General features: G+C 33.1%; 17 protein-coding genes. 16 read left to right on the top strand and 1 reads right to left on the bottom strand.

Translation table 11 applies throughout. The features are described 5' to 3' along the window. Positions 1-96: 96 nt before the first annotated feature. Positions 97-1,515 (bottom strand): N-acetylmuramoyl-L-alanine amidase, encoded by a 1,419-nt coding sequence (locus RYK07_RS02475; protein ID WP_314852232.1) that lies wholly within the window; start codon positions 1,513-1,515, stop codon positions 97-99. Between the two features lie 188 nt (positions 1,516-1,703). Here RYK07_RS02475 and RYK07_RS02470 point away from each other — a divergent pair, with 188 nt between their 5' ends. The 16 genes from RYK07_RS02470 to pip all read left to right on the top strand — a co-directional run bounded on the left by RYK07_RS02470 (position 1,704) and on the right by pip (position 14,892). Next, positions 1,704-2,594, top strand: a complete 891-nt coding sequence (locus RYK07_RS02470; RefSeq protein WP_314852231.1) for a deoxyribonuclease IV — start codon at positions 1,704-1,706, stop codon at positions 2,592-2,594. 14 nt (positions 2,595-2,608) lie between these two features. Further along, positions 2,609-3,211, top strand: coding sequence for a Fur family transcriptional regulator (locus tag RYK07_RS02465; protein ID WP_314852229.1), 603 nt, complete (start codon positions 2,609-2,611; stop codon positions 3,209-3,211). Between the two features lie 159 nt (positions 3,212-3,370). Next, positions 3,371-3,544, top strand: a complete 174-nt coding sequence (gene rpsU / locus RYK07_RS02460) for a 30S ribosomal protein S21 (RefSeq protein WP_005605651.1) — start codon at positions 3,371-3,373, stop codon at positions 3,542-3,544. Between the two features lie 79 nt (positions 3,545-3,623). Continuing rightward, positions 3,624-4,067 carry a GatB/YqeY domain-containing protein gene (locus tag RYK07_RS02455; RefSeq protein WP_314852227.1) on the top strand — a complete coding sequence of 148 codons (444 nt, stop codon included), beginning with the start codon at positions 3,624-3,626 and terminating at the stop codon, positions 4,065-4,067. 157 nt (positions 4,068-4,224) lie between these two features. Next, positions 4,225-5,205 (top strand): PhoH family protein, encoded by a 981-nt coding sequence (locus tag RYK07_RS02450; protein WP_314852226.1) that lies wholly within the window; start codon positions 4,225-4,227, stop codon positions 5,203-5,205. Between the two features lie 18 nt (positions 5,206-5,223). Next, positions 5,224-7,413, top strand: coding sequence for an HDIG domain-containing metalloprotein (locus RYK07_RS02445; RefSeq protein WP_314852225.1), 2,190 nt, complete (start codon positions 5,224-5,226; stop codon positions 7,411-7,413). Positions 7,414-7,425: 12 nt separating this feature from the next. Continuing rightward, complete coding sequence (gene ybeY, locus RYK07_RS02440; protein WP_006702499.1) at positions 7,426-7,911, top strand: rRNA maturation RNase YbeY; 486 nt, start codon at positions 7,426-7,428, stop codon at positions 7,909-7,911. Next, positions 7,904-8,287, top strand: coding sequence for a diacylglycerol kinase family protein (locus tag RYK07_RS02435; RefSeq protein WP_314852223.1), 384 nt, complete (start codon positions 7,904-7,906; stop codon positions 8,285-8,287). The genes ybeY and RYK07_RS02435 overlap by 8 nt, the downstream gene beginning before the upstream one ends. Positions 8,288-8,297: 10 nt before the next feature. Continuing rightward, positions 8,298-9,206, top strand: a complete 909-nt coding sequence (era, locus tag RYK07_RS02430) for a GTPase Era (RefSeq protein WP_006702501.1) — start codon at positions 8,298-8,300, stop codon at positions 9,204-9,206. Positions 9,207-9,215: 9 nt separating this feature from the next. Next, on the top strand, positions 9,216-10,007 hold the full coding sequence (gene recO, locus RYK07_RS02425; RefSeq protein ID WP_314852222.1) for a DNA repair protein RecO: 792 nt from the start codon (positions 9,216-9,218) through the stop codon (positions 10,005-10,007). 148 nt (positions 10,008-10,155) lie between these two features. Beyond that, the gene (ruvA, locus tag RYK07_RS02420; RefSeq protein ID WP_314852220.1) at positions 10,156-10,752 is read left to right on the top strand and encodes a Holliday junction branch migration protein RuvA; all 597 of its coding nucleotides are present in this window, start codon (positions 10,156-10,158) and stop codon (positions 10,750-10,752) included. 14 nt (positions 10,753-10,766) lie between these two features. After that, positions 10,767-11,765, top strand: a complete 999-nt coding sequence (gene ruvB, locus RYK07_RS02415) for a Holliday junction branch migration DNA helicase RuvB (protein WP_314852218.1) — start codon at positions 10,767-10,769, stop codon at positions 11,763-11,765. A 20-nt stretch (positions 11,766-11,785) separates the two neighbouring features. Further along, positions 11,786-12,823: a tRNA preQ1(34) S-adenosylmethionine ribosyltransferase-isomerase QueA gene (gene queA / locus RYK07_RS02410; protein ID WP_314852217.1), complete on the top strand. Its 1,038-nt coding sequence runs from the start codon at positions 11,786-11,788 to the stop codon at positions 12,821-12,823. A gap of 30 nt (positions 12,824-12,853) precedes the next feature. Beyond that, on the top strand, positions 12,854-13,441 hold the full coding sequence (locus RYK07_RS02405; protein WP_314852216.1) for a uracil-DNA glycosylase family protein: 588 nt from the start codon (positions 12,854-12,856) through the stop codon (positions 13,439-13,441). Beyond that, positions 13,442-13,936 carry a peroxiredoxin gene (locus RYK07_RS02400; protein WP_314852215.1) on the top strand — a complete coding sequence of 165 codons (495 nt, stop codon included), beginning with the start codon at positions 13,442-13,444 and terminating at the stop codon, positions 13,934-13,936. A 14-nt stretch (positions 13,937-13,950) separates the two neighbouring features. Next, positions 13,951-14,892, top strand: coding sequence for a prolyl aminopeptidase (pip, locus tag RYK07_RS02395; protein ID WP_314852214.1), 942 nt, complete (start codon positions 13,951-13,953; stop codon positions 14,890-14,892). The last annotated feature ends 38 nt before the right edge of the window (positions 14,893-14,930 follow it).

Genomic DNA, 14,930 nt, shown 5'->3' with positions numbered 1-14,930 from the left:
TAAAGACTTAATTTGGTGTTAAATTTGATCCACCAACAGAATTTGTCGATGAGCCAATAAAAAAAGATACAGGCGTTTTTCGCCTGTATCTTTTTTCTATTGTTGGAAATATTCTTTCAAAGCACTTGCAATGCTTTTTGCAATATTTTCTTGATATTCAGATGACTCAATTAATTTATTGTCTTCAACATTATTTAAATAACCCAATTCTAAAAGAATAGATGGTTGTTTATTTTCACGTAACACTAAGAAGTTTTGGAATTTAGTTCCTTGACTTTTAACAGTTAAGTTTCTAGCAATATACTTATTCACGGTTTGTGCTAAGTTTTCACTTGTTGCTGCAAAGTAATAACCAGTTGTTCCCGAAGCATTCGGGTTTGGACCTGAATCAAAGTGCAAGCTAATGAAGGCATTTGCTTGCTCACGATTACTTAATTGAGCACGATTTTCTAAACTAACGCTCTTATCAGAATCACGAGTTAGAATAACAGTTGCGCCTAAATCTTCTAATTCTTTTTTCAATAGTAGAGCAGTTGTTAGAGTATGGTCGGCTTCGTGTTTTTCACTAAAAGTCACAACAGCGCCTGGATCATCTCCACCATGACCTGGATCGATGACAATTTTTGCTTGTTCAATTCCTTGTGGGAGGTGAGAATCCGTTTCAACAGCAGCAAAGTTTGCATTAACTAACCAATATGGAATATAAGCTTTTTTACCATTACCAATAGATACTTTATAATAATCATTTTCACGGTCTTCATAATTAAAAATTGTTCCAGCATTTACAGTACTAATACGTTTTGAAAACATATCAGCTGATTCATAAAGTGGTGTTTCTTTTAATTTTGTAGCGACCATTTTTTTCGCATCTAAGGTTTGAGGTAATCCTGCTTGTAATTTGTACAATTCATTCATATGGTCAACAGCATAATTTAATTGATTACTATCAACATAACCTTCTTGACCATTATAGGATACTTTAGCAAAGTTTGATTGTTGATCATCTAATAAATAGAAAGGCTGACCAAAAGGAATGGTAGTCACAACTTGAGAAGTACTATTAGATTCCTTATACATTGAAACAGGCCCGCTAGAGTGTCCAATCATTAAATGAGTTAATAAGACATCTTTTGTTGGCATCCAAGCTACTTGTTGATGGAATTGAACTTGTAACCATTCGTCATTGACTTTATGTAAAACGAGTACATATTCACCTTTTTTTACTTCCGCAATAGGAAATTGTTGTGTATTAGGTTCTTGATATAATTTAACAGAAGTTTCAGTTTCTACAGCTGCTACTTGAGCAACTAATGACTTATCAAGTTTTTCATTATTTTGTGTTTCTTCTTCATGTTGATGATTTGCTACTACAGTTGTCTCAACTTGAGATGAAAAGGGTGATGGGCTGGCATCAATTAATGGAATAATGGAAAAACCAAAGGCAAGTAGGAAAGCACTAAAACTTATGAAATATTGAACGTTTTTATTACGAATTATTTTGTTAACGTTTTCCATAGGCGCTCCTTTTATAATCCTATTTTAATCTTATACATTTTTTATTATACCAATTATGAAAGTGTTTGAAAAGTAAAAGGTAAGGGGTTAACAGAAGCTTTCATTGAAAATTACTTAAAAGGGATAATGCTTGATGATTCATGATTTGTCACGTAAAATAAAAGTGATTTGAATGAGGAGGAATAAAGATGTTATTAGGATCTCATGTTTCCATGAGTGGAAAAGAAATGATGTTATTGTCTGCAAAGGAAGCAGCTAGTTATAAAGCAAATACAATGATGGTGTATACTGGAGCACCGCAAAATACAAGAAGAAAACCGATTGAAGAATTAATGATTTCTCAAGGTCAAGCATTTATGCAAGCAAATGGGATTGAAGAAGTAGTCGTACATGCTCCTTACATTATTAATTTAGCAAACACGACAAAAGAAGGTTATTTAGATTTTGCGATTGAATTTTTAAGAGAAGAAATTTGTCGTGCTGAAGCCATTGGTGCAAAACAAGTTGTTCTTCATCCAGGTTCTCACGTAGGTGCAGGGGTTGATGTAGGGATTACACAAATTGTAAAAGGATTGAATGAAGTCATTGATAAAAATCAAAAAGTTCAAATTGCTCTCGAAACAATGGCAGGAAAAGGAACTGAATTAGGGAGAACGTTTGAAGAGATTGCCCGTATGATTGACGGTGTTACTCATAATGATCGATTATCTGTGACATTGGATACTTGTCATATTCATGATGCAGGATATAACTTAAAAGAAGATTTTTCTGGCGTTATGACGGAATTTGATAAAGTGATTGGTTTAGACCGCTTAAAAGTACTACATATTAATGATTCTAAAAATGTCTGTGGAGCACATAAAGACCGTCATGCGAATTTTGGATTTGGTGAAATTGGTTTTGATGCTTTAATGCAAGTAGTATCAGAAGAGAAATTTAAAAATATTCCTAAAATTTTAGAAACTCCATATGTTGGAGAAGATAAGAAAAATCAAAAACCACCTTACTTATATGAAATTCAAATGATTCGTCAAAATCAATTTGACCCAGATTTACTTTCAAAAATTATTAGTCAGTAATAGGAGGAAGTTTTATGCCACACGATCATGAACACGGATGCTGTCATCATAAAGAAAATCAAAAAAAAGAATGTTGTCATCATCATGGAGAGAAGCATACCCATCATAAGCATGAATGTTGCCATCACCACGAAGAAGCACATCATCATTCAAGTGAAAATGAAAAACAACATCATCACTGCCATTGCCATCATGGACAAATTGAACAAGCGATTCAATTATTAAAACAGGCAGGGTTCAAATATACAAGTAAACGTGAGAAGATTATTGAAATTTTTAGTCATGAAGATCGCTATTTGTCCGCAAAACAAGTACAACAATTGTTAGAAGTAGATTTTCCAAATATGAGTTATGATACCATTTATCGTAATTTATATGATTTTACAGATTTAGGCATTTTAGAAACAACTGAATGGAATGGTGAAAAATTATTCCGTTTTGGATGTAGTCATGAAGGTCATCACCATCATTTTATTTGTGAAAAATGTGGGCGTACAAAAGAAATTGAGTTTTGTCCGATGACTTATTTTGAAACACAATTAGAGGGTTGCGAAGTACATTCTCATCGTTTTGAAATTTTTGGATTATGTGAAAAATGTGCTCGTACAAGTTCATAATTCAAAAGAAATAACTTAATTTTTAAGGAAAAATATTAGTGTATCTAATTGACAATTGAGCAAACCTTTTCTATAATAAAAAAAGGACATTTCGTTTGTTTGGTTATTCTATTCAAAAGAAAACAGTTACTTTTAATGCTCGGAGGGAGGGAATAGGATATGTCAAAAACAGTTGTTCGTAAAAACGAATCACTTGATGATGCTCTTCGTCGCTTCAAACGTACTGTTTCTAAAACTGGTACTTTACAAGAGGCTCGTAAACGTGAGTTTTATGAAAAACCAAGTGTAAGACGTAAGAAAAAATCAGAGGCAGCTCGTAAACGTAAGTTCTAGTCAACTCTGTGTATCATATGACTAAGTAAAGGCTGGGATTTACGTCTCAGTCTTTTTCGTATTTTAAGGAGTGAAAATCATGAGTTTAAAAGAAACATTGAATAATGATATTAAAAAAGCTATGAAAGCAAAAGATAAAGAAACATTAGCTGTACTAAGAATGATTAAAACTGCCGTTCAAGCAGCAGAAATCGATAAAAAAGAAGAATTAAATGCTGAAGAAGAATTGACGATTTTAGCACGTGAAGCAAAACAACGTCGTGAATCATTAGCAGAATTTGTTAAAGCAGGTCGTGATGAATTAGTTGCCAAAACAGAAGCGGAAATTGAAATTGTAGAGCGTTACTTACCAAAACAATTATCAGTAGAAGAAGTAAAAGAAGTCATTGCTACTGTTGCTGAAAAAATTGGTGCAACAACTCAAAAAGAATTTGGTAAATTAATGGGTGCTGTTATGCAAGAACTAAAAGGAAAAGCAGACGGCAATGTGATTAAAGAACAAGTGAAAGCTCATTTAGGTTAATCAGAATTCAAATAGACTTTTAGTTATTTCAAAATGAAAGAAATAATACCGTAGAAATTTAATTCTGCGGTATTATTTTTTTGTAAGATAATTTCCTCACACTAAATTCATAGTAAGAACTGTGCAAAATATGCTATAATAATGCTACATACAGTAAATGGAGGTTAACAGTGTGGTAGAACAAAATTATAAACAAGCGTTAGAAATCCAAGATCATCCACAACTTGTTCAATTGTTTGGTTCACAGGATCAACATTTGAGATTGTTGGAAGAAACGTTTGAAACAATCATTACTCATCGTGAAGAACAATTGTTAATTTCCGGTGAAGAAGAGTCTGTAAAGCAAACAATCATATTATTAGAACAACTACAAGAATTAATTGCACGTGGTATTTCAATTTCTCAAACGGATATTGTAACTGCCATTAAAATGGCTAAAAGAGGTACATTAGATTATTTCTTAAATTTATATAATGAGGAAATTGGTCGAACATTTTCTGGTAAACCGATTCGTGCAAAAACATTTGGACAACAACAATATATTCATGCAATTAAGAAAACAGATATGGTGTTTGGAATTGGACCTGCAGGAACTGGGAAAACTTTCGTCGCAGTTGTGATGGCAGTTCAAGCTTTGAAAAAAGGTCAAGTAAAGAAAATTATTTTAACACGACCAGCGGTTGAAGCAGGGGAAAATTTAGGATTCTTACCAGGGGATTTAAAAGAAAAGGTCGATCCATATTTACGTCCTATTTATGATGCGTTATATGCGATTTATGGAGTTGAACATACAAATCGTTTATTAGAACGAGGAGTTATTGAAGTAGCTCCACTTGCGTATATGCGTGGACGTACATTAGAAGAAGCATTTATTATTTTAGATGAAGCACAAAATACAACAAGAGCTCAAATGAAAATGTTCCTAACTCGTTTAGGATTTGGTTCGAAAATGATTATTAATGGGGATAAGACACAAGTAGACTTACCAAAAGGAAGTCATATGAGTGGTTTAGTAGATGCAGAAAATAAACTGAAAGGAATTAGTGGTATTTCTTTTGTAGAATTCGATGCATTTGATGTTGTACGTCATCCATTAGTATCAAGTATTATTGATGCCTATTCAGAACAAGGTGAATAAGTAAGGAGTAAATGAAAAATGAGACAGAAACTGCGAAAATTTCAGGAAGTTTTGGGCATTTTCTATTTGCCCTTACTTCTTTTTTTAACATTTATTGGACTACTTGTCATTGGATATGGAAGTGTAAAACCAACGACTTATACAGTAGAATTAAATCAAGTTGCTAAGGAAACGATTCGTGCGCCAAGAACGTTGGAAGATAAAGCTCAAACAGAGAAAAATCAGCAAGTAGCAATGGATGCTGTTAGTGACGTATTAGTGTTTGACCAAGAACGATTAACGAAGCAACTAACGAATATTCAGCAATTTTTCCAAGCAATTAAGACTGTTGCTTCAAAAGCATCTGCTGAAATTATTAAAACAGATCAAAGTAATTCTTCTGAAGAATCTGTGACAAGAGTAGCAACCACTCAAGAAAGAGTTCAATATTTTAAGAAATCACTTGAAAAAGAGAATCAATCCATTCGAGAATTTGCCATTTTCATACCTGATAAATATATTTCTCAATTATTACAAGCGAATAATGAACAGTTGGCTTCTTATGAGAAAACATTAAAATCAGTTGTAGAAACACAAATGAAAAATCCAATTAGTGAAAGCACTGTTACAAAAGCTCAAGAAGAGGCAAAGAAAACTTTATTCTATAGTGATTATTCTGATACAGAAAGAGAATTATTAGGCCAATTGGTGACAGTTTCAGTTATTGTGAATAATGTAGTTGATAAAGAAGCAACTCAAAAGGCAAAGGATGCCGCAAAAGCAGCCGTTACTCCAGTAAAAATTTTACAGGGGCAAGTGCTTGTCCAAGAAGGACATGTGATTTCAAATCAAGAGATTCGATTAATTGAATTATTTGGGTTAAGTAATGGACAACGAAACTATCATGAATTATTTAGTTATTTATTATTCTTAACAGGAATCATTATTTTCTTAGCTGTATATTTTTATAAACCAACTGCATCTGATAAACCAAATTCTAGTGATACAGCAACTGCTTTAACTGTTTTTAGTTTGATATTTGTTGCAGGTGTTTTAGTGTTAAAAATATTAGCGTTAGTACAACATCGAGGAGTGGAACACATTGGTTTGATATTCCCAGTTGCAGGTTTGGTGTATCTTCTCTATCGTTTAACAAAGAGTTTAAGACTTACCATTTTTTCAATTGTATTGTTACCAATTTTTTCATGGTTTTTCTTTTCTCAATCAACAAATGTGTTGCATTTAATTTTAACGACTGTATTTCTATCAGTCATTGCTTGGATTGGGATTTTAAATGAAACTTTGTGGAAGAATCAATTATGGTTCAAACGTTTTATCAAATATTTAGTTTATCCTGTATTATTAGGAGTTCCATTTGTGTTTTATAGTAATTATGAATTTCAAACGCAACAAACAATGCTTGTCTTTCTATTTTTACTATTAAGTGGATTTTTATCATTTTTAATACCGGTGATTTTAATGCCGTATTTAGCTTATGTATTCGAAGATAGTTCAGTATTATTATGGGCTGAATTATCGAATCCAAATCAACCATTATTAAAAGACCTAATTACTCAGGCACCTGGAACGTATCACCATAGTTTAATGGTTGCAAATATTTCTGCTAACTGTGTAGAAGCGATTGGTGGCGACTCTCAATTAGCAAGAGTAGCCTGCTATTATCACGATATTGGAAAGTTAGAACATCCATTTTTCTTTATTGAAAATTTACCGGGGCATATGGAATCTCCTCATAAACAGTTAAGCGCTGAAGAATCTGCTCAGATTATTTTTAATCATGTGACAAAAGGAGTAGAAATTTTAACACAATATCAATTACCACAAGCAGTCATTGATATATGTGCGCAACATCATGGAACAACATTGATGAAATATTTTTATGCTGAAGCATTGAAAAATAATCCGGATGTGAAAGAGGAAGACTTCCGTTATCCAGGACCAAAACCTCAAACAAAAGAGGCAGCAGTTATAAATATTGTGGATAGTGCAGAAGCGGCAACTCGTGCGATGAAAGAACCTACCTTAGAAAAGGTAGAAGCGTTAGTTCATTCCATTATTATGAATCGACTAGAAGATGAACAATTTATAGAATGTGATATTACGATGAAAGAAATAGCAATTGTAGAAAAAATGATTGTGACATCTTTAAATGGTACATTCCATTCAAGAATTGAATATCCAACAATCAAAAAACAAGAAGCGAAATAGAAAGGAAATATTATGTTTATTGAATTAATAGACGAAACCGAAGTAGTAAAAGAAGAATATCAAAAATTAGTAGAAGATGTCGTGTCATTTGCGAGTGACTATTTACATTATCCAGAAAATCGTGAATGCTGTATTTCATTTGTATCAAGTGAAAGAATTCGTGAGATTAATCGAGATTTTAGAAATATTGATAAAGTAACAGATGTCATTAGTTTTGCATTAGACGATGAAGATGAAGATATGGATCCAATTAAAAACTTTATGGCTTCAGATGAAAATTTTGTCACTTCTATTGGAGATATTATTATCTCAGTGGATCGTGCAAAGGAACAAGCAGAAGAATATGGACATAGTTTAGAACGTGAATTAGGCTTCTTAGCGTTACATGGTTTCTTGCATTTAAATGGTTATGATCATCAAACAGAAGAAGAAGAAAAAGAAATGACAGGCTTGCAAACAGAAATTTTAACAGCCTATGGTTTAACAAGAAATGCATAAACAAGTTGAAAAAAATCATCATTTCAAACAATCATTGCAACATGCTATTAATGGTATTAAAACCGTATTTCAAGATGAACGAAACTTTAGATTTGATGTTGCGGCAGCTATTTTAGTGGTAATACTAGGAGTCGTATTAAAAATTGAAAGACTAGAATGGTATTGGATTATATTTTGTATCTTTTTAATGTTTATTTTAGAAATGTTAAATACCGTTGTAGAACAATTAGTCGATTTAATGGTAGAACATAACTATCATTTAGCTGCTAAAAAAGCAAAAGATGTAGCAGCAGGCGTTGTATTAATGGGATCTATTTTTGTTCTCTTAATGGCTTCTGGAATTTTTATTCCAAAGATTTTACAAATATTTTTATAAGGAGAGTCATATGTCAAAACAATTTAAATCAGGTTTTGTAGCAATTGTAGGTAGACCGAATGTAGGAAAATCTACTTTTATGAATTATGTTTTAGGGCAAAAAATTGCAATTATGTCGGATAAAGCTCAAACAACACGTAATAAAATACAAGGAGTTTATACGAATCAAGATTGTCAAATTGTATTTTTAGATACTCCAGGAATTCATAAGCCAAAGCATGAATTAGGAAACTTCATGGTGGAGAGTGCTTATTCTGCTTTAAAAGAAGTGGATGCTGTATTATTTATGGTAAATGCTGCAGAAAAAAGAGGTCCTGGTGATGACTTCATTATTGAGAAATTAAAGAAAATTAAAACACCTGTATTTTTAGTATTAAATAAAATTGATTTAATTTCTCCAGATGAATTATTAGACCGAGTTGAATCGTATCAAGAAACGATCCCATTTGCTGGAATTATTCCAATTTCAGTTTTACAAGGAAATAACGTCCAAGAATTGATGACAACTTTAACAAATCATTTACCAGAAGGTCCTCAATATTATCCAAGTGATCAAATTACAGATCATCCGGAATACTTCGTTGTATCTGAGTTAATTCGTGAGAAAATCTTACATTTAACAAAAGAAGAAATTCCTCACTCAGTAGCCGTTACTGTAGATAAAATGCAAAAAGATGAGTTTGATAAAGTCCATGTATATGCTAATATTATTGTGGAACGTCCAACTCAAAAAGGAATTATCATCGGTAAAGGTGGTAAATTGCTAAAAGAAATTGGTGTGAGAGCGAGAAAAGATATCGAACAATTACTCGGAAATAAAGTCTATTTAGAATTATGGGTTAAAGTAGAAAAAGATTGGCGTAAGAAGAAAAGTCATTTACAAGACTTTGGATATCGAACAACAGATTATAAAGATTAAGGTGACTTTATGGAATACTTTCAAAAGTTTACCGGTATTGTTCTATTTCGACAAGAATATAAAGAACATGATATGATTGTTAAGATTTTCTCTCGAGAATTTGGGAAGCAAATGTTTTTTGTAAGAAACTTACAACGCTCAAGTCATCCTTTATCTGCAGCAACTTTACCCTTTACAAGAGCTGTTTTTATTGGAACCATTCATCAAAATGGATTTAGCTTTATTAGGGAATGTCTTGAAGTTCAAAATCATCGACGTGTTTATGAACAAATTGAAGTACAAGCAGTCATGACGTATATGATGCAATTGGTGGATGCAGTGATGGAAGACCGAATCGTCAATACAGAGCTGTATGATTTATTAGAAAATTGCATTCGTGCAGTGGAAAATGATTTAGATCCCTTTATTTTGATGCATTATTTTGAATTGAAAATGTTAAAATATTTTGGGATAGGTTTTCAATGGCAAAATTGTTGTTTTTGTGATGAGTCAGTTGGACCATTTGATATTTCTTTGAAGCATCAAGGAATGCTGTGTTCAAGACACTATGATAAAGATGAGAATAGATTGCAACTAAGTCCGAAAGCAGTACATATTGCGAGACTTCTTGTTGCAATGAAATCACCTTTACAAATTCAGTCATTAAGTTTATCTGCTGAAACAAAAGCTGATTTAAAAAGGCTTTGTGACTCATTAATGGAGGAATTTGTAGGAATTCGATTAAAAGGTAAAAAGTTTATTGATCAAATGCAAGATTGGCAGACTAAATTACAGATACGTCGAAATAAAACAGAAGAATAATGAAATTACTAATAAATAAAATGGGCGATAGAATTTAAATCTATCGTCTTTTTTTGCATATATTTAATGCTATTTTCTCAGTAGATTATTAGAATTTAAGCCGTTTTCGTGATACACTTAATAGGATGAAATAAAACGGAGGTATGAGATGTACGAATATCTTAAAGGAGAATTAGTGGCTATTCAGCCAACGTATATTGTTGTAGAAAACCATGGAATTGGATATCAAATTATGTTTGCCAATCCTTATCGTATCCAATCAAAGTTGAATGAAGTGATTCGAGTTGAACTTCAACAAATTGTTCGAGAAGATTCGATTACATTGTATGGTTTTTTAAGTGATGAGGAAAAAGAATTATTCCAAAAATTAATTAGTGTTTCTGGAATTGGCCCCAAAAGTGCCGTATCTATTTTAGCAAATGATGATGTCAATGGTTTTATCCAAGCAGTAGAATCCGGCAATATTACGTATTTAACAAAATTTCCTGGAGTTGGTAAAAAAACTGCTCAACAAATTGTATTAGATTTAAAAGGAAAATTCACGAATATTGTAGTGGAAGAAGTAGCTACTCCAGAAGTAGAGACGACAACTGGAATGAAACATCTAGAAGAAGCAAGAGAAGCATTATTAGGATTAGGATATTCTGCAAAAGAAATTACAAAAGTTTGGAAAGAGTTAGAAACAGCAGCTCCTCAAACAACTCAAGAAGCATTATCCATTGCATTTAAATTATTGATGAAATAGAAAGGAAGAATTGTGTGGAAGAACATCGATTTGTAGATGGTAGTCCGTTAGATGAACAAGAAGTTTCAACGGAATTATCATTACGACCGCAAAATTTACAACAATATATTGGTCAACAAAAAGTAAAAGAAGAGTTATCCATTTATATTCAAGCAGCACGTAGTAGGCAAGAAGCTTTGGATCATGTTTTATTATATGGACCTCCTGGGTTAGGGAAGACAACTTTAGCGATGGTCATTGCAAATGAATTAGAAGTAGGAATAAAAACAACGAGTGGACCAGCCATTGAACGCCCTGGAGATTTAGTCGCATTATTAAATGATTTAAATGCTGGAGACGTTTTGTTTATCGATGAAATTCATCGCTTACCTCGTGTTGTTGAAGAAATGCTTTATTCTGCAATGGAAGACTTCTTTGTTGATATTGTAGTAGGACAAGGGCCAACAGCCCATCCCGTTCATTTTCCATTACCACCTTTCACTTTAGTAGGTGCGACAACTCGTGCGGGTGCTTTATCTGCTCCGTTAAGGGATCGTTTTGGAATTGTTTCTCATATGGAATATTACGATGAGGAATCGTTAACTGAAATTGTTAAGAGAACAGCTAGCGTATTTGAAAGTGACATTCATGAAGAAGCTGCTCGAGAGGTTGCCCTTCGTTCAAGAGGAACACCACGTATCGCCAATCGTTTATTAAAACGTGTCCGTGATTTTTCTCAAGTTTATGAAGAAGGTGGCATTTCAAAAGAAATTACGCAAAAAGCTCTTAAAGTCCTTCAAGTAGATGAAAAGGGACTAGATGCAATTGACCGTAAATTGCTAAATGCGATGATTGATTTATATGATGGTGGACCAGTCGGATTAGGAGCGATAGCTGCTAATATTTCTGAAGATGCTGAAACAATCGAAGATATGTATGAACCATATTTATTACAAATTGGATTTATTAAGCGAACTTCAAGAGGGAGAATGGTGACACCAGAAGCTTATGTTCATTTGAACAGAAGATATTAGAATAGAAAGATGGAATAAGAATGAATTATACAACTCAAGATTTTGATTTTGATTTACCAGAAGAACTGATTGCTCAAACACCGTTGAAAGATCGTACTTCTTCAAGATTACTAGTCGTTAATAAAACAGAACATAGTGTAGAAGATAAACATTTTTCTGAAATTATTGATTATTTAGAAGAAGGCGATACATTAGTCGTCAATAATACACGAGTATTACCAGCGAGATTATACGGCGAAAAAGAAGGAACAGGCGCTCATATTGAAGTACTACTATTGCACAATACGCATGGAGATTGTTGGGAAACTCTTGTAAAACCAGCCAAAAGAATGAAAGTTGGAACAGTTGTATCGTTTGGTGATGGACGATTAAAAGCAACTGTGACAGAAGAATTAGAACAAGGTGGAAGAATCATCGAGTTTCAATATGATGGGGTATTTTTAGAGATTTTAGAATCTCTAGGTGAAATGCCATTACCACCGTATATCAAAGAACGATTAGAAGATCAAGAACGTTATCAAACCGTTTATGCAAAGGAAAATGGATCTGCAGCTGCACCAACAGCTGGTTTACATTTTACAAAAGAATTAATGGAAAAAATTCAACAAAAAGGGATTCAAATTGTTCCAATTACCTTACATGTTGGATTAGGAACATTTAGACCAGTTTCTGTTGATCATTTAGAAGACCATAAAATGCATTCCGAATATTATCATATTTCAAAAGAAACCGCAGAGGTCATTGCAGAAACGAAGAAAAATGGAAAACGAGTGATTGCAGTAGGTACTACTTCGATTCGTACATTAGAAACAGTAGGTTCTGCTAATGATGGAGAAATTGTTCCAAGTAGTGGATGGACAGATATTTTTATTTCCCCAGGATATGAATTTAAAGTAGTGGATGCCTTTATTACGAACTTCCATCTTCCAAAATCGACATTAGTGATGTTAGTAAGTGCCTATTTAGGGCGTGACTTTATATTAGAAGCTTATCATCATGCGATTAGAGAACGTTATCGTTTCTTTAGTTTTGGAGATGCTATGTTTGTTCATCGTTAAAGTGAACAGTTGAAAATGGAGATGATGAGGTTGTCTTTTGAACAATTAAAAGAACAAATTATGCAAGATGAAGAAAATCTATTCTATACAAAGCAAGGAATTGAACCATTATTTTGGATTCCGGAAACGGCTAAGATTTTAATTATCGGTCAAGCACCTGGATTAAAAGCTCAAGAAAGTCGTAAATTTTTCTGGGATAAAAGTGGAGATCGTTTAAGGGAATGGCTAGGTGTTGATGAATCTTTATTTTATGATTCAGGTTTATTTGCAGTCGTTCCAATGGACTTCTATTACCCAGGAAAAGGAAAAAGTGGAGATAAACCACCTAGAAAAGGATTTGCTCCAAAATGGCATCCATTAGTGTTACCTTTATTGAAACAAGTCGAGTGCATTTTATTAGTTGGCTCATATGCACAAAACTATTATTTAAAAGACACAAAAAAAGAAAATTTAACGGAAACGGTAAGAAGTTTTCGAGATTATTTACCCAAATACTTTCCAATCGTACATCCTTCTCCTTTAAATATTAGATGGATAAAGAAAAATCCATGGTTTGAAGAAGAAGTATTACCAGAATTAAAAATGATTGTAAAAAATATTATAAAAAAAGGAGAATGAATGATGTTTATTACACGCCACAATAATCCATATGAATTAAAAGGAGAATTACCAACAGTAGGAGAAAAAGCTCCTCACTTTTCATTAGAATGTATTCATGGAGAAATTAAAACTCCGGAATCATTTGCTGGAAGAGTAACATTAATGAGTGTTGTTCCAGATATTAATACTCGAGTTTGCGATATTCAAACAAAAGCTTTCCATAAAAAAATGAAGGAACATTCAAGTATTCAATTAGTGACGATTAGTAAAAATAACAAAGATGAATTTAAAAACTGGTGTTCAGCAAATGATGTTGCGATGGAAATGTTATGCGATGTTGATTTTACATTTGGAGAAGCGTATGGCATTTATGTTCCTGAATTAAGTGTAGACCAACGTTCGATTTTTGTATTAGACCAAAATGGAACAATTGTGTATCAAGAAATTGTTCAAGAAATGACCGATGAACCAAATTATGATGAAGGTATTCGAGTAGCATTAACGCACTTATAAGAGGGGGAGAAATAATGGGAAATGATACTTTATTTCCACCGATTGAATCGTATAATGAGTTTTACTTGGAAGTTTCTTCGACACATCAAATATATGTAACGGAATCAGGAAATCCTAATGGAAAGCCGGTGGTGATTGTTCATGGTGGACCAGGCGGAGGTTCAAGTCCGGTAACACGTCAATTGTTTAATCCAGATGTTTACCGTATGATTCAATTTGACCAACGTGGGTGTGGAAAAAGTTTACCTTTTCTTTCATTAGAGGAGAATACAACTCAACATTTAGTTTCGGATATGGAGAAAATCCGTGAAAAGTTAGAAATTGATCAATGGGTTGTTTTCGGAGGAAGTTGGGGGACGACTTTATCCCTTCATTATGCGATTCAATATCCAGAGAGAGTTATGGGATTGATTTTACGTGGGATTTTCTTAGGTAGACAAGAAGATACTGATTGGCTTTACCAAAAAGGAGCTAGTGATTTCTTCCCAGATCAATTTGCACCTTATTTAAATCATATTCCAGTAGAAGAACAAGATGATTTAGTCACTGCATATTATAAGCGATTAACAAGTGACGATGCATCTATTCGATTAGAAGCTGCTCGTCAATGGGCTAGATGGGAAGGCGGCATTGTGACCTTATTACCTAGGGAAAATGTTGGTGAGGAATCAGACGAAGATATGCTTGCGATTGCTATTATGGAATGTCATTATTTCTATCATCATTGTTTTGTGGAAGATGATCATTATATTTTGAATCATGCTGATAGCTTAAAAGAAATTCCAATTAAAATTGTTCATGGTAGATATGATGTAGATTGTCGTCCAAGTGGGGCGTATGATTTAAAACAAAAATTACCACATGCTGAATTAGTCTTTTCTACTGCAGCAGGACATGCGCAAATGGAACCTTCAACAGTAAAAGAACTGTTGAGATTTGCGAGAGAATTTGAATAAATTTTTGAAAGAATAAACGCTTTACAACAAGTCGAGTT

Source organism: uncultured Granulicatella sp., assembly GCF_963528315.1.
Lineage (GTDB): Bacteria > Bacillota > Bacilli > Lactobacillales > Aerococcaceae > Granulicatella.
Note: the sequence above shows the minus strand (reverse complement) of the source record. Positions and strands in the feature narration are given on the sequence as shown.

Excerpts from the sequence above, each read along its gene's own strand:
- RYK07_RS02475 (WP_314852232.1), bottom strand. The coding sequence starts at position 1,515 with ATGGAAAACGTTAACAAAATAATTCGTAATAAAAACGTTCAATATTTC.
- RYK07_RS02470 (WP_314852231.1), top strand. The coding sequence starts at position 1,704 with ATGTTATTAGGATCTCATGTTTCCATGAGTGGAAAAGAAATGATGTTA.
- RYK07_RS02465 (WP_314852229.1), top strand. The coding sequence starts at position 2,609 with ATGCCACACGATCATGAACACGGATGCTGTCATCATAAAGAAAATCAA.
- rpsU (WP_005605651.1), top strand. The coding sequence starts at position 3,371 with ATGTCAAAAACAGTTGTTCGTAAAAACGAATCACTTGATGATGCTCTT.
- RYK07_RS02455 (WP_314852227.1), top strand. The coding sequence starts at position 3,624 with ATGAGTTTAAAAGAAACATTGAATAATGATATTAAAAAAGCTATGAAA.
- RYK07_RS02450 (WP_314852226.1), top strand. The coding sequence starts at position 4,225 with ATGGAGGTTAACAGTGTGGTAGAACAAAATTATAAACAAGCGTTAGAA.
- RYK07_RS02445 (WP_314852225.1), top strand. The coding sequence starts at position 5,224 with ATGAGACAGAAACTGCGAAAATTTCAGGAAGTTTTGGGCATTTTCTAT.
- ybeY (WP_006702499.1), top strand. The coding sequence starts at position 7,426 with ATGTTTATTGAATTAATAGACGAAACCGAAGTAGTAAAAGAAGAATAT.
- RYK07_RS02435 (WP_314852223.1), top strand. The coding sequence starts at position 7,904 with ATGCATAAACAAGTTGAAAAAAATCATCATTTCAAACAATCATTGCAA.
- era (WP_006702501.1), top strand. The coding sequence starts at position 8,298 with ATGTCAAAACAATTTAAATCAGGTTTTGTAGCAATTGTAGGTAGACCG.
- recO (WP_314852222.1), top strand. The coding sequence starts at position 9,216 with ATGGAATACTTTCAAAAGTTTACCGGTATTGTTCTATTTCGACAAGAA.
- ruvA (WP_314852220.1), top strand. The coding sequence starts at position 10,156 with ATGTACGAATATCTTAAAGGAGAATTAGTGGCTATTCAGCCAACGTAT.
- queA (WP_314852217.1), top strand. The coding sequence starts at position 11,786 with ATGAATTATACAACTCAAGATTTTGATTTTGATTTACCAGAAGAACTG.
- RYK07_RS02400 (WP_314852215.1), top strand. The coding sequence starts at position 13,442 with ATGATGTTTATTACACGCCACAATAATCCATATGAATTAAAAGGAGAA.
- pip (WP_314852214.1), top strand. The coding sequence starts at position 13,951 with ATGGGAAATGATACTTTATTTCCACCGATTGAATCGTATAATGAGTTT.